The organism is Agrobacterium sp. ES01, from assembly GCF_050320885.1.
GTDB lineage: Bacteria > Pseudomonadota > Alphaproteobacteria > Rhizobiales > Rhizobiaceae > Allorhizobium.
In genome coordinates this window covers 481,388-495,151 of the sequence record NZ_JBNQTH010000003.1, presented here as the reverse complement: position 1 = coordinate 495,151, position 13,764 = coordinate 481,388, and the positions used below count along the sequence as shown (strand labels likewise).

Annotated in this window: 10 protein-coding genes; 1 reads left to right on the top strand and 9 read right to left on the bottom strand. The window is 59.5% G+C overall.

The window, feature by feature from the left end; genetic code table 11:
• Positions 1-13 precede the first annotated feature (13 nt).
• Positions 14-1,603, bottom strand: coding sequence for an ABC transporter substrate-binding protein (locus tag ACQQ2Q_RS11640; RefSeq protein ID WP_428187229.1), 1,590 nt, complete (start codon positions 1,601-1,603; stop codon positions 14-16).
• Positions 1,604-1,736: 133 nt separating this feature from the next.
• Here ACQQ2Q_RS11640 and ACQQ2Q_RS11635 point away from each other — a divergent pair, with 133 nt between their 5' ends.
• On the top strand, positions 1,737-2,522 hold the full coding sequence (locus ACQQ2Q_RS11635; RefSeq protein WP_428187228.1) for a helix-turn-helix domain-containing protein: 786 nt from the start codon (positions 1,737-1,739) through the stop codon (positions 2,520-2,522).
• Between the two features lie 67 nt (positions 2,523-2,589).
• Here the strand turns inward: ACQQ2Q_RS11635 and ACQQ2Q_RS11630 are convergent, their stop codons facing one another.
• From ACQQ2Q_RS11630 to ACQQ2Q_RS11595, 8 genes are all read right to left on the bottom strand, one after another.
• The gene (locus tag ACQQ2Q_RS11630) at positions 2,590-4,221 is read right to left on the bottom strand and encodes an ABC transporter ATP-binding protein (protein ID WP_428187227.1); all 1,632 of its coding nucleotides are present in this window, start codon (positions 4,219-4,221) and stop codon (positions 2,590-2,592) included.
• Positions 4,214-5,041 carry an ABC transporter permease gene (locus ACQQ2Q_RS11625; protein WP_428187226.1) on the bottom strand — a complete coding sequence of 276 codons (828 nt, stop codon included), beginning with the start codon at positions 5,039-5,041 and terminating at the stop codon, positions 4,214-4,216. Before ACQQ2Q_RS11625 ends, ACQQ2Q_RS11630 begins: the two co-directional genes overlap by 8 nt.
• A complete protein-coding gene (locus ACQQ2Q_RS11620) occupies positions 5,038-6,042 on the bottom strand; it encodes an ABC transporter permease (RefSeq protein WP_428187225.1) in 1,005 nt (334 codons plus the stop codon). Before ACQQ2Q_RS11620 ends, ACQQ2Q_RS11625 begins: the two co-directional genes overlap by 4 nt.
• A gap of 203 nt (positions 6,043-6,245) precedes the next feature.
• Positions 6,246-7,835 carry an ABC transporter substrate-binding protein gene (locus tag ACQQ2Q_RS11615; protein ID WP_428187224.1) on the bottom strand — a complete coding sequence of 530 codons (1,590 nt, stop codon included), beginning with the start codon at positions 7,833-7,835 and terminating at the stop codon, positions 6,246-6,248.
• Between the two features lie 156 nt (positions 7,836-7,991).
• Positions 7,992-8,774 (bottom strand): carnitinyl-CoA dehydratase, encoded by a 783-nt coding sequence (locus ACQQ2Q_RS11610; RefSeq protein ID WP_428187223.1) that lies wholly within the window; start codon positions 8,772-8,774, stop codon positions 7,992-7,994.
• 4 nt (positions 8,775-8,778) lie between these two features.
• Positions 8,779-10,836, bottom strand: coding sequence for an acetate--CoA ligase family protein (locus ACQQ2Q_RS11605; protein ID WP_428187222.1), 2,058 nt, complete (start codon positions 10,834-10,836; stop codon positions 8,779-8,781).
• Positions 10,836-11,996: an acyl-CoA dehydrogenase family protein gene (locus ACQQ2Q_RS11600; protein WP_428187221.1), complete on the bottom strand. Its 1,161-nt coding sequence runs from the start codon at positions 11,994-11,996 to the stop codon at positions 10,836-10,838. Before ACQQ2Q_RS11600 ends, ACQQ2Q_RS11605 begins: the two co-directional genes overlap by 1 nt.
• 118 nt (positions 11,997-12,114) lie before the next feature.
• Positions 12,115-13,608 (bottom strand): carnitine 3-dehydrogenase, encoded by a 1,494-nt coding sequence (locus ACQQ2Q_RS11595; protein ID WP_428187220.1) that lies wholly within the window; start codon positions 13,606-13,608, stop codon positions 12,115-12,117.
• Between the last annotated feature and the right edge of the window lie 156 nt (positions 13,609-13,764).

Here is a 13,764-nt window from a genome sequence, read left to right as displayed (position 1 = left end):
CCGTAATTCAGTTTCAGGCGTCGAACCAGACTCGGCTGCCAATATAGCCATTCGACATGTCGTTGCCGATATCATCGACAAAGCCCTGAAGCTTGTTTGAAGACGCCATGACGTAGTCGTTGAACACGGGCAGTATCAGACCGCCTTCATCGCGGACCATCACGGCCATGGTGCGGTAAAGTTCCTTGCGCCTGGTCTCGTCCAGTTCAGAACGGGCTTGCAGGAGCAGCTTGTCGAAGTCGTCACGCTTGAAGCGGGTATCGTTCCACTGTGCGGTTGACAGGTAGGATGTCGAGTAACGCGAATCCTGCGTCGGACGACCGCCCCAATAGGATGCGCAGAAAGGCTGGGCATTCCAGACATTGGTCCAATAGCCGTCTTCCGGTTCTCGCTTGACCTCGATCTCGATGCCGGCCTTCTTTGCGCTCTCCTGGAAGAGAATGGCCGCATCGACGGCGCCGGGGAAGGCAGCGTCCGAGGTGCGCAACAGAACCGGGCGATCCAGACCCGATTTCTTGAAGTGGAAGGCGGCCTTGTCCGGATCATAGGCCCGTTGCTCGATGCCTTCTGGCGCCAGCGCATAGTTGCTGTTGACGGGATAGTCATTGCCGAGCGTCCCGAAACCACCAAGGACCTGATCGAGGATAGCCTGGCGGTCGATCGCGTATTTGAGCGCAAGACGCAGGTCGTTGTTGTCGAAGGGAGCGGTGTCGCAATGCATGAGGAAACTGTAGAAGCCCTTGCCGGCGCTGCGGACGATTTCAACGGATGGCGCTCGTTTCAAAAGCGGCACGGTCTTGGGGTCGACGCTGTTGATGAAGTGTACCTGCCCGGATGACAGGGCGGCGATACGCGCCGTTGCATCGTTCATGACGGTGATTTCGACGCTGTCGACATAGCCGCGATCCGAACGCCAGTCGTTCTGGTTCTTTTCAAACACGGCACGGATACCGGCATCGAAGCTTTTGACAGTATAGGGGCCGGTACCGATTGCGGCATTCGGGTTTTCCACGCCGCCCTTCGGCTGGATGATGAGGTGGTAGTCGGTCAGCATCAAGGGCAGGTCGGCATTGCCTTCCTTCAGCGTCAGGACGAGATCGCCTGCCTTCTCCTCGATCGTGGTGATCGAGCCCAGAAGGCCGAGTGCACCGGACTGAGACTTCTCATCCGAGTGACGCTTCAATGTCGCGACAACGTCTGACACGGTCATCTTGGAACCGTCATGGAACGCCACGTCATCGCGGATCTTGAAGGTCCAGACGGAGGCGTCTGCGGACGGCTCCCATGCAGTTGCCAGAGATGGCAGCGGAGCGCCCGTCTTTGGGTCGGATTCCACCAAGGTGTCGCCCCAGAGGCGGCCGGTGACGAACAGAACGGAAGCGCTATAGGTTGCGGGGTCCAGCACGTCGCTGCTGGCGCCGCCCTTCAGGCCAAGCTTTAGATCGCCACCGCGTTTGGGTTCGGCAGCGCGGGCATCCTGGCTTGTCAGGCCTCCGGCAAGTCCCGTCAGGGCGCCCAATGTTATGGCGCCACCGAGAAAGGTGCGGCGGTCGATGGCACTTGCATGCAAAATGCGATTGCGGTTCTGGTTGGCGTCGGACATTGGAGGACCCCTGTTGTTGAATTTCCGGGGTGAGGCTAGTCGGAACCTTGCGTCAGGCAATTTCGCGACCTGACGTGACTTTGCGCGAGTTTACGCTATTGTGCCGGCACAGATCAGACTGCCGGAATGTCCAATGCATCACTTCGTCGAAAACCTCAAAGCAGCCTGCGCCACGCAGCGCTCCATCTCTCATATCTGCCGTGAAATTGGTCTCAATCGACAGCAGTTCAATCGCTACACCAGTGGTGAAACCAGGCCGTCGGCGCATAATCTGGCGCGCATTGCGAGCTTCTTTGACCTGAGCGCTGCCGATTTCAGTCTCGCCCCGGCTGCATTTGCCAATAGGTTGCACAAGCCCGAGCGGGGAGGCTCTGAAGGCTCGGATCTCTTCAAGGGATTTCCGGGCGACCTTGCTGCGCTTCGGCGACATGCGGGCTACTACCAGACCTATCATCTGTCACCGTCGTGGCCTGATATGGTCGTCTGCTCCTGCAGCCGTTTGTACGAGGCGGGCGGACTGATGCATGTGACGTCGATAGAGCGTATTCGGGATGCAGACAATTCCATCGAGCAGCACAGTAAATATGCCGGGCTCGCTTCGTTCTCGCGGAATCGCATCTTTATCTATGAGCGCGCGCGCGGTCGCAGTGCCATGCTCTCGCAGACCATCCTGCTGCCGTTCGAGCTGCATCAGAAGGTATATCTGCGGGGAACGACGATGGGCGTTTCGTGGCGGAAGGAAAATCTTCCCTATGCGTCGCGGATGATCTGGCGGCATGTCGGTGCCGAGCCTGACCTGAGGCAATTGCTATCGCGTTGCGGCGTGGTGCCGTTTTCGTCGCGGCAATTGCCGCCGACGGTCAGAAGCTACCTCGAAGCAGCTGGTACCAGTGTGATGGCGGTACCGTCCGACTATTAGCGGACAGGAGGTCCGTCGCTTCGTTGAGGAAGCGGCGAAGACCTGGTTGGGCTTCGCCGCATCGGCATCAGTTTCCGGCGCTTTCCATCTTGCGCTCGGAGAGCGCCTGTTCCAGCCAGCCGAGCTGCATCTCCGGCACGGATTTAAGCAGCAGGTCGGTGTAGTCGTCGAAGGGTGGTGCGAGCACCTTCGACTTCGGACCGAAGCGGACCAGCTTGCCACGATGCATCACCGCCACACTGTCGGCAATGGCGCGCACGATTGCGATGTCGTGGGTGATGAAGACATAAGAGACATCGGTCTCCTTCTGCAGCCGCATCAACAGGTTCAAGATACCTTCAGCCACCAGCGGATCGAGCGCGGAGGTCGGCTCGTCGCAGAGGATCAGTTCCGGCTTGGCTGCAAGCGCGCGGGCGATGGCCACACGCTGTTTCTGACCGCCGGACAATTCTGCCGGATAGCGATCGACAAAGCCGGAACCCATTTCGATCTGGTCGAGAAGCTCTTTCACACGGGCGGTCTTCTTCGCACCGCGCAGACCGTAGTAGAAGGTCAAAGGGCGGCCGATGATATCACGCACCGTCTGGCGCGGGTTCATCGCGGTATCGGCCATCTGGTAGATGAGCTGGATGCGGCGCAGGTCGTCATTGCTGCGTTTCTTCAGCGTTGCCGTCAGTTCCTGGCCTTCGAAGGTGATCTTGCCGGATTTCGGCGGTAGAAGTCCGGTGATCACGCGGGCGAGGGTGGATTTGCCCGAACCGCTTTCTCCGACGATTGCAAGTGTCTGGCCCTTGGGTAGATGCAGGCTCACGTCATGCAGAACCGTCATGCCATTGCCATAGGCTGCGGTGACATTTTCCACCGTGAGCTGGGTATTGCTCTGGTCTGGTGCCTCTGTTTTCTTGGCCTGACGGACGTTGACGAGAGCCTTCGTATATTCTTCCTTCGGCGCCTCGATGATCTGCTGAACGCTACCGTATTCCACGGTCTCGCCCTGCTTCAGCACCATGATATCGTCGGAAATCTGGGCGACGACGGCCAGGTCATGGGTGATGTAGAGAGCAGCCGTATTTGTCTCTTCGATCGCATGCTTGATCGCTGCCAGTACGTCGATCTGGGTGGTGACGTCCAGCGCGGTGGTTGGCTCGTCGAAGACGATCAGTTCCGGATTGGAGCAGAGCGCCATGGCAGTCATGGCTCGCTGCAACTGCCCACCCGATACCTGGTGGGGATAGCGATCGCCAAAATTCTCGGGATCGGGGAGCCCCAGCACGCCGAACAGATAGACGGCGCGTTTGCGCGCTTCCTGCTCGCTCATCAGCTTGTGGGTGAGGGTGGCTTCGATCACCTGATCCAACAGCCGATGGGCCGGATTGAAGGCTGCTGCTGCCGATTGGGCGACATAGCAGACACGGGCGCCGCGCACCTTTCGGATGCCGGACTTGCCGAGCGTCAGGATATCCTCGCCGTCGAGTTTGACCTCGCCGCCGGTGATGCGCACACCGCCGCGGCCATAGGCCAGCGCTGCCAGGCCAATGGTGGATTTTCCGGCGCCGGATTCACCAATGAGACCAAGAACCTTGCCCTTTTCGAGGTCGAAGGAGACGCCTTGAACGATGGTGATGTCCCTGGGTGGTTCACCCGGTGGATAGGAGGTTGCTTCGATCTTGAGATCGCGGACGGTAAGAAGATCAGGCATCACCGCGCCCTCCCTTGAGGCTCGAGGTCCTTTTCAGCAGCCAGTCGACTACCAGGTTCACGCAGATGGCCAGGGCTGCAATGGCGCCGCCTGGAACAAGTGCCGCGGAAATGCCGAAGATGATGCCGTCCTTGTTGTCCTTCACCATGCCGCCCCAGTCCGCGGCGGGCGGCTGGATGCCGAGGCCAAGGAAGGAGAGGGTGGAGAGGAACAGGATGGAGAAGGCAAAGCGCAGGCCGAATTCGGCCAGAAGCGGTGTCAGCGTATTGGGCAGGATCTCGCGGAAAATGATCCAGACTGTGCCTTCACCGCGCAGACGTGCGGCTTCCACGAATTCCATCACTGCGACATCCAGCGCCACGGCGCGGCCGAGCCGGTATACACGGGTGGAGTCGAGTACAGCCATCACCAGAATGAGGATGATCAGGTTCTGGGGCAATACCGCCAGAACCACCAGCGCGAAGATCAAAGTCGGGATCGACATCATCAGGTCGTTGAAGCGCGACAGGACCTGATCGACCGCACCGCGTGTGACGGCGGCGGTGAAGCTCAAGACCATGCCGAGCGAGAAGGAAATGATGGTGGCAGCGAGCGCGACAAACAGGGTCGTGCGGGCGCCGTAGATCATTCTCGACAACAGATCGCGGCCCAGGTTGTCGGTGCCAAGGAGATAGGTGTTGCTCCACGGTTCCCAGACGCTGCCGACGATTTCGCGCTCGCCGAAGGGTGCGATGAAGGGGGCGAAGATGGCACAGAAGAAGGCAATGAAAATGCCGAAGAGGCCGACCCAGGCACTGATGGGGATTTCTTTCAGTCTCATCGTGGGTGCCTCAGTCTCGGGTTGGCGACAATCGCAATGATGTCTGCGACCATGTTGAGCAGGATGTAGACAGCGGCAAAGATAAGGCCGCATGCCTGTACCACCGGCATGTCGCGAACGGTTACGGCGTCGACCATGTACTGGCCCATGCCGGGATAGACGAAGACAACTTCGACGACGACGACGCCTACCACGAGGTAAGCCAGGTTGAGGGCGACGACGTTGACGATCGGGGCAATGGCGTTGGGGGCCGCGTGCTTGATGATGGCGCGGAAGGCGGATAATCCCTTCAGTTCAGCCGTCTCCATATAGGCCGATGACATGACCGAGAGGATGGCAGCACGGGTCATGCGCATCATGTGGGCCAGTACCACCATCACCAGCGTCGCTGTGGGCAGGGCAATGGCCTTCAGGCGCTCGATCATTCCCATGCCGTCATGCACTGTGGCGGGGAAGGTGGCGATGTTGAACTTGATCGAGAAGAACATGATCAACAGGTAGCCGATGAAGAATTCCGGCAGAGAAATCGCGGCCAGCGAAATGACGTTGATGATCCGGTCGGGTATGCGATTGCGGAATTGTACGGCCACCATTCCGAGGCCGACGGCGAGCGGCACGGATATGACGGCGGCGAATGCGGCGAGGAACAAGGAGTTGCCCAAGCGCTTGCCAATCTGTTCGGTGACCGAGTTCCGGCTGGCCCAGGACGTGCCGAAATCGCCCTGGAGCGCTCCGCCCAGCCATTCGAAATAGCGGGTCACAACGGGGCGGTCCAGGCCGAGTTCGGCACGGATATTGGCGACAGCCTGTGGTGTGGCCGACTGTCCGAGATAGGTTGTGGCGAAATCGCCGGGGAGGGCTTCAACGCCGCCATAGATGAGCACGGAAACGGCCATCAAAAGGGCAGCACTCAAGGCGAGGCGCTGCAGGATCAGCGCTGCGAGGGGGTATCGGTCACTCCAACCGAGCGTTTCCGCTCCGTCGTCTGGGATGTTTGTCATCGGCTCCGGCCTGTCGATCGCGAAACATGTCGAAAGGTCCCTCGTGGCTGTCTCGTTTTTCCGCGGGTGTGACGAGACGTGCATTCCGCTTCAGGAATGGCAAATCCGGAGAGACGAGGTTCGAGGTGCTCCGGACATGGCTTGGCTGAGGAACCAGAAAAATGGCAGGGCCGCCATATGCGGCCCCGCCAAATGAAGTTTTCTTAGTCTTCCAGCCAGACGCGGGTCGCGACATAGCCGTTCGACATGTCGTTGCCGATGTCGTGGACGTAGCCCTTCACGCTCTTGGTCGAGGCGTTCACGAAGTCGTTGAACATTGGCAGGATCAGACCGCCTTCGTCGCGGACCATCATCGCCATTTCGCGATACATTTCCTTGCGCTTGTCCTGATCCAGCTCGGCGCGGGCCTCAAGCAGGATCTTGTCGAAGTCCGGGCGCAGGAAGCGCGTGTCGTTCCAGTCGGCAGTCGACAGATAGGCAGTCGAATACATCTGGTCCTGGGTCGGACGGCCACCCCAGTAAGAGGTGGAGAAGGGCTGGACGTTCCAGACGTTCGACCAGTAGCCGTCACCCGGCTCACGCTTCACCTCGATATCGATGCCAGCCTTTTTGGCCGATTCCTGGTAAAGAACGGCTGCATCGACGGCGCCAGGGAAAGCGACTTCGGACGTGCGCAGCAGGACCGAACCGTCGTGACCCGACTTCTTGAAGTGGAACTTCGCCTTGTCCGGATCATAGGCGCGCTGTTCGATGCCTTCCGGGAAGAGGGCGTAGGTCTCGTTGATCGGGAAGTCGTTGCCGACCTTGCCGTAGCCGCCGAGGATCTTTTCGACCATGGTCTCGCGGTCCATGGCATATTTCAGTGCAAGGCGCAGGTCGTTGTTGTCGAACGGCGCAGTGTTGCAATGCATGATGAAGACATAGTGGCCGCGACCAGAGGTGTTGAGGATCTCGACGGTCGGAGCGCGCTTCAACAGGTCGACGGTCTTCGGGTCAACGCGGTTGATGAAGTGAACCTGGCCGGATGAGAGAGCCGCAATACGGGCCGTCGCATCGTTCATGCCGATGACTTCGATGCTGTCCACGTAACCGCGGTCAGAACGCCAGTCGTTCGGGTTCTTCTCCAGCGTGGCACGCACACCGGGTTCGAATGTCTTGAGGATGTAGGGGCCGGTGCCGATCGATGCGAGCGGATCGTCATTGCCGCCATTGGGCTGGATGACCAGATGGTAGTCGGTCAGGAGCAGCGGCAGGTCGGCATTGCCTTCGGTGAGCGTCAGCACGAGGTTGTCGCCATCGGCCTTGATGTCGGTGATCGACTTCATGACACCGAGCGCACCGGATTCCGACTTTTCATCGGTGTGGCGCTTCAAGGTCGCAACAACGTCGTCGATGGTCAGTTCCTTGCCGTCGTGGAACTGAACACCCTTGCGGATCTTGAAGGTCCAGGTGGAGGCGTCGGCCGACGGTTCCCAGCTCTCGGCGAGCGATGGTACGGGTTCGCCGGTATGCGGATCACTTTCGACCAGCATGTCACCCCAGCAACGGCCGATAAGGAACATGAACTGCGACAGGAACTTTGCCGGGTCCTGGCTGTCGGTGGCAGAGCCACCTTCGAGACCAAGCTTCAGATGGCCGCCCTTCTTGGGCTCCTGCGCGGAGGCGCTTTCGGCAAACAATGTGCTTGCGGCTGTGATTGTGAGGCCGGCTGCCATGGCGCGGCCCATGAATTCGCGACGGTTCATGCCACGTGCTGTGACACTGCTCGCGAGGTGTTTCTTGAAATCAGTCATTCCCTGTTCCTTCTCTGGTTGCGGACGCATGCCGGATCTTATTCTTTTTGCCTAGCATGCTGATGAATGGCGGCATCATATGGAAATGTGATCGAAAACAAAGTCTTGACTTTATTTTTTTCACTTTTCGCATGAGCTTTTATGGCGAAATGTTGGCTACCTACCTTTCCAAACGGGATCACGCTTCTCTGTAAATGCGCGGGCACCTTCCAACTGGTCTTCACTGGAATAGAGAGTATCGACGGTTTGATATTGCCGTTTGGTGATCTTGTTCATGGTGGTGGGGAAGTCTTTGCCCTCGGCATCGCGCACGATTTCCTTGATCGCGGCATAGACGAGTGGCGGCCCACTTTCGAGCATCCGGGCGAGCTCCCAGGCACGTTCCATCAGCTTGTCGGCGGGCAGAATTTCGTTGACGAAGCCCCAGCGATGACCTTCCTCTGCATCGAGCCAGCGCCCCGTGAACAACATGTCCATGGCGACATGATAGGGGATTCGCTTGGGCAGTTTGATCGATGCCGCATCGGCGACCGTGCCAGAGCGGATTTCCGGAAGCGCGAAGGTTGCGTGTTCGGCAGCGAGAATAAGGTCTGTCGACAGCGCGATTTCGAACCCGCCGCCGCAACAGATGCCGTTGACTGCGCAGATGATCGGCTTGTTCAGGTCACGCAGTTCCTGCATGCCGCCAAAGCCGCCAACACCATAATCGCCGTCGACGGCATCTCCGTCATTGGCAGCCTTCAGATCCCAGCCGGGGCAGAAGAATTTTTCCCCGGCACCGGTGACAATCGCGACGCGCAAGGTGGCATCGTCACGGAAGTCGCGGAAGATCTCTCCCATCACCCGGCTTGTCTTGAGGTCGATCGCATTGGCCTTTGGACGGTCGATTGTGACCTCCAGAATGCCGCCTTCGCGTCGTGTCCTAATCGGGCCGGTCATTCCGTTATCTCCTTTTTCTGATCAGGGCATCCACGGCGACCACACCCCGACCTGCGGGAAGGACCATCAATGGATTAATGTCCAGTTCTTCCAAGACAGCCGCATTGTCTGCGACATATTTTGCCACAGCAGCGACGGCAGCGACGAGCGCGTCGATATCGCCGGCTGGATTGCCGCGGTAGCCATGCAAAAGCCTGGCGATTTTCAAGCTTTCGATCTTGCACCGGATGGTTTCTGGCTCTGTGGGCAGCGTGATGATGGCGGCGTCATCCAGCAGTTCGACGAGTATGCCTCCTGCACCGATGGTTAGTACGGGGCCGGCGACTGCATCGCGCATGGCGCCGACGATCATCTCGGCGACCGGCTTATCCGCCATCGCTTCCACCAGAAATCCGCTGGCAATCCCGGCCATGCCGGTTGCCGCTTCACGAACGGCATCTGCGTCCTTCAAGTTGAGCTTGACGGCACCAGCTTCGGTCTTGTGGGCGACCCCCAGGCCTTTCAGAGCGACCGGGAAGCCCAAACGGATTGCGGCCTCTGCCGCTAGATCGGAGGTCTTCGCCGTTTCGCCCTTGGGTACGGTCAATCCGAACTTGGCCAGTTCCCCCTTGGCCGTATCTTCAAACAAGAGTTCCGTTTCGCCGTCGATAAATGCTTCTGCGATCAGCGGAGCGGGCAGGGGTTTTGCCCATGCTTGTCCAATCGAGGCGGAGACCTCGATGGCGGTAAGGGCTTCATCGATGCCAAAGAAGGGAACGATGCCGGCTTCCATCAGGGTAACGGCAATGTCTTCCGATAGATTCTCGCCAAGGCTTGTGACGATGCCTGCGCGCTGGCCGGTTGCCTTGGCAGAACACAGTATCGCATCCACCGTCGTCATCCAGTCCGCGCCATCGCAGCGGTCCGCTCGAGGGAAATCGAGGACGACCAGATTGATCGCATAGGCCCCGTCCATCATGGCAGAAAAGGCGGCAGTCTGGCGTTCCTTGTTGCCCCAGACGAAGGTGTGGTAATCGAGCGGATTGGACAGTGTGACCATGTCGCCAAGGCTCTCGCGCAGTGGCTTTAACTGTTCGGGCCGGAGATCGCGATAGGTGACCTTGTGGCGTTCGCCAGCATCCGACATCAGCGATGCCTCGCCACCGGAACAGCTCATCGAGGAAATCTCTGCACTCTCCAGAGGATCGTGCAGGTGAAGCAGCTTCAGCGTTTCCAGCATTTCCGGCAATGTGTCGACACGGCCGATGCCCAGACGTTCAAACAGGGCAGACGAGACCGCATCGTTTCCCGCCAACGAGGCAGTGTGCGAGACGGTCGCTTTCCGGGCCGCTTCCGATTTGCCGACTTTCAGGGCAATGACGGGCTTTTTCAACTCGCGCGCCCGGGTGGCGAGGCGTTCGACTGCGCGAATATCGTCGAAGCCTTCGATATGCAGTCCGATTGCGGTGACGCGCTCGTCTTCCAGAATGCCGGCGGCAAGCTCCGACAAACCCGTTTGCGCCTGATTGCCTGCCGTCATGAGATAGGCAATGGGAAGTCCACGCATCTGCATGGAAATGTTGCAGGCGATGTTTGAGGACTGCGTCAGGATCGCCACGCCACGGTTGGTGCGGGTCAGTCCATGCTGGTCCGGCCACAGCAGCGCGCCGTCGAGCATGTTGATCAGACCATAGCAATTGGGTCCGACAATCGGCATGTCTCCAGCGGCCGCGACCAAGGCGTCCTGCAGATCGCCGCCATCGGAGAGTTCGTTGACAGCCTCACGGAAACCGGAGGCATAACAGATTGCACCGCCGCTTCCGGCGGCCGACAATTCGCGGATGATATCGATTGTCAGTGCGCGATTGACGCCGACAAAGGCAGCATCAGGGGCAGATGGCAGATCGGCGACCGAGCGGAAGCAGGGCAGGCCGTGGACGGTGTCCTTGGTCGGATGGACCGGCCAGATCTCGCCCGCATAGCCCATCTTGCGACACTGTTCGACCACGCGGCCCGCTTCCTTGCCGCCGAAGACGGCAATGGATTTGGGGCGGATGAGGCGATCAAGCGAGCGAGTGGTCATTACGCCCCCAATGGCCGCAGGAGTTCACGGCTGATGATGTGACGCTGAATTTCCGACGTGCCATCCCAGATACGCTCCACGCGGGCGTCGCGCCAGAAGCGGGCAAGCGGGAGGTCGTCCATGAGGCCCATGCCGCCAAAGACCTGTATGGCTTCGTCCGTCACCTTGGCCAGCATTTCGGTGGCAAAGACCTTGGCCGATGCGATCTCTCGATTGGCGGGCAGGTCGTTGTCGAGACGCCAGGCGGCAGACAGGGTGAGCAGATCTGCGGCGTCGATGTCGGTGATCATGTCGGCAAGCTTGAAGGAGACACCCTGATTGGCGCCGATGGGCTTGCCGAACTGTTTGCGCTCGGCGGCATAGTTCAGTGCGTAGTCGAATGCGCGGCGGGCACGGCCAACCGAGGTCGCGGCAACCGTCAGGCGCGTGGCGTAAAGCCAGTCATTGGCGATATCGAAGCCCTTGTGCAGTTCGCCGAGGATCTGTGCCTTTGGCAGTCGGCAGTTGTCGAAGGTCAGGATGCAGTTCTTGTAGCCGCGATGGGAGACGGAACTGTAACCTTCGCGGATTTCGAAGCCGGGTGTTCCGCGATCGACGAGGAAGCAGGTGATCAGCTTCTTGGGGCCGCGCGGTGTGTCTTCTTCGCCGGTGGCGATGAAGACGATGACGAAATCGGCGATATTGGCATGGCTGATGAAGTGCTTGGTGCCGTTGACGACCCAGTCGTCGCCATCTGGCTTGGCAAAGCACTTCATGCCGCGCACGTCGGAACCTGCGTCGGGCTCGGTCATGGCGAGTGCATCGAATTTTTCGCCACTGACGGCCGGCAGCAGATATTTCTCGCGTTGCTCATCGTTGCAGGCCATGAGAATGCCGGAGGGGCGGCCAAAGAAGACGGTGAGGGCCATGGAGCCGCGACCGAGTTCACGCTCAACGAGGGTGAACGTGGTGTGGTCGAGGCCCGCGCCGCCCACTTCTTCGGGCAGGTTACAGCCGAAGAAGCCGATCTCCTTGCACTTGGCGGCGATCTCCCGACCAAGCTCGGGCGGCACTTCGCCGGTCTTCTCGACCATGTCCTCATGGGGGTAAATTTCCGTCTCGACGAAGTCGCGCACCGTCTTGACGATCATTTCCTGTTCTTCGGTGAGGCCGAAATTCATGTGCTTCCCCTTTTTTGCCGTTCTGGCTGCGCGCAGTCTTTGCCCTTATTCGCCTTCTGCTTCCCTCTCCCCGCAGGCGGAGAGAAGGTGGAGCGAAAGCCAGACGTTTGTCGCAACGCTACTTCTTTTGTCCGACCGAGCGTCCTGCTGCATCCGGCCTGGGCAGGTCAGCATGGGCGGCGGCAATGGCTGTGAGCTTCGACAGAACCTTGTCCGGTGCCGTCATCGCCTTTCCGGCCTCGGAATCGACATAGAGCAGCATCTGTTCGGCGGTTGCGATCACGCTATCGTCCTTACCCAGATGGATCTGGTGGAAAACATGGATACGCTTCTGGTCCGTCGAGAGGATCTGGCAGGTCGTGTAGAGTTCCTCGCCGATCTTCGCTTCGCCGAGATGGCGGATATGGGTTTCGACGGTGTAGTAGCTCTGCCGCTCGGTCTGAACATAGGTGTCATCCACACCGATCAATCGCAGCAGTGCATCGGTGGTGTCGCCGAAGACCTGCAGATAGCGGAATTCCGTCATGTGGCCATTGTAATCGAGCCAGGACGGATGGACCTTGGTGTCGATCAGACGCAGCGGCTGCTTGGCGGTGGTGTCGACCTCGGCCTTTCCGGCATTGGCCCACAGACGGGCCTCGAAATTGGCGAGCAGTTTGCCGGCGCCCCAGCCTTCGCCGCCATTGCCACCTTTCAGCGCCTGCATGATGCCGACGAGATTTTCGTCGCGGATGCGTTCCAGTTCACGGATCGAACGACCGGCGGCCTGGGCGTCCGACTGGGCGCCAATCTTCTCGACCAGTGCATCGTTAAGATCGACAACATCGGTAAATTTGGTCCAGGGCCATTTGAGGCAGGGGCCGAACTGGTTGAGGAAGTGACGCATCCCGGCCTCGCCACCGGCAATGCGGTAGGTCTCGAACAGACCCATCTGCGCCCAGCGCATGCCGAAGGAATAGCGCATGACATTGTCGAGTGTTTCGGTGTCGCAGATATCGTCCTGGATCAGCCAGAGTGCCTCACGCCACAAAGCTTCGAGCAGGCGGTCGCCGACAAATGCCTCGATCTCCTTGGCAATGACAACGCCTTCCATGCCGATGGTGGCGGTCAGTTCCTTGGCGCGGGCGATTGTGTCCCTGGATGTCTTGGCACCGCCCACCAGTTCGACCAGCGGCAGCAGGTAGACAGGATTATAAGGATGCGCGACGAACATGCGTTCGGGATGCTTCATGTCGCGCTGGAGGTCTGAGGGCATGAGGCCGGATGTGGACGAGCCGATGAGGGCCGACGGATCTGCTGCCGCGTCGATCTGGGTAATCACACCGCGCTTTAGCTCCAGGCGCTCAGGCACGCTTTCCTGAATCCATTCAGCGCCTTGAACGGCGTCTTCAAGGCTCTTGGCGAAGGTCAGAGTGCCGCGCGGTGGCAGCGGTGCCATGGTGAGCATGCCATAGGCTCGCTCGGCATTGGCCAGCACTTCGCCGACGATACGCTCGGCTTCCGGATGCGGGTCGAACATGGCGACATCGATACCGGCGAGCAGGAAACGGGCCGCCCAGGCTCCCCCGATAACGCCACCGCCAATGCAGGCGGCCTTGTTGATTTTGGTCATATGCAAAGATCCTTGATTTAAGACCCGGCCCCAAGCCCTTACCCACAAGGGGGAGGGTTTAACTCGCGGCATTCGCTCATTCTCAACTCTACGCTACAGCCATCTGGTAGAAGGACTTTGGCTGGCGATGAGGGTTGGGTGTCGTAAACCCTCCCC

Excerpts from the sequence above, each read along its gene's own strand:
- ACQQ2Q_RS11640 (WP_428187229.1), bottom strand. The coding sequence starts at position 1,603 with ATGTCCGACGCCAACCAGAACCGCAATCGCATTTTGCATGCAAGTGCC.
- ACQQ2Q_RS11635 (WP_428187228.1), top strand. The coding sequence starts at position 1,737 with ATGCATCACTTCGTCGAAAACCTCAAAGCAGCCTGCGCCACGCAGCGC.
- ACQQ2Q_RS11630 (WP_428187227.1), bottom strand. The coding sequence starts at position 4,221 with ATGCCTGATCTTCTTACCGTCCGCGATCTCAAGATCGAAGCAACCTCC.
- ACQQ2Q_RS11625 (WP_428187226.1), bottom strand. The coding sequence starts at position 5,041 with ATGAGACTGAAAGAAATCCCCATCAGTGCCTGGGTCGGCCTCTTCGGC.
- ACQQ2Q_RS11620 (WP_428187225.1), bottom strand. The coding sequence starts at position 6,042 with ATGACAAACATCCCAGACGACGGAGCGGAAACGCTCGGTTGGAGTGAC.
- ACQQ2Q_RS11615 (WP_428187224.1), bottom strand. The coding sequence starts at position 7,835 with ATGACTGATTTCAAGAAACACCTCGCGAGCAGTGTCACAGCACGTGGC.
- ACQQ2Q_RS11610 (WP_428187223.1), bottom strand. The coding sequence starts at position 8,774 with ATGACCGGCCCGATTAGGACACGACGCGAAGGCGGCATTCTGGAGGTC.
- ACQQ2Q_RS11605 (WP_428187222.1), bottom strand. The coding sequence starts at position 10,836 with ATGACCACTCGCTCGCTTGATCGCCTCATCCGCCCCAAATCCATTGCC.
- ACQQ2Q_RS11600 (WP_428187221.1), bottom strand. The coding sequence starts at position 11,996 with ATGAATTTCGGCCTCACCGAAGAACAGGAAATGATCGTCAAGACGGTG.
- ACQQ2Q_RS11595 (WP_428187220.1), bottom strand. The coding sequence starts at position 13,608 with ATGACCAAAATCAACAAGGCCGCCTGCATTGGCGGTGGCGTTATCGGG.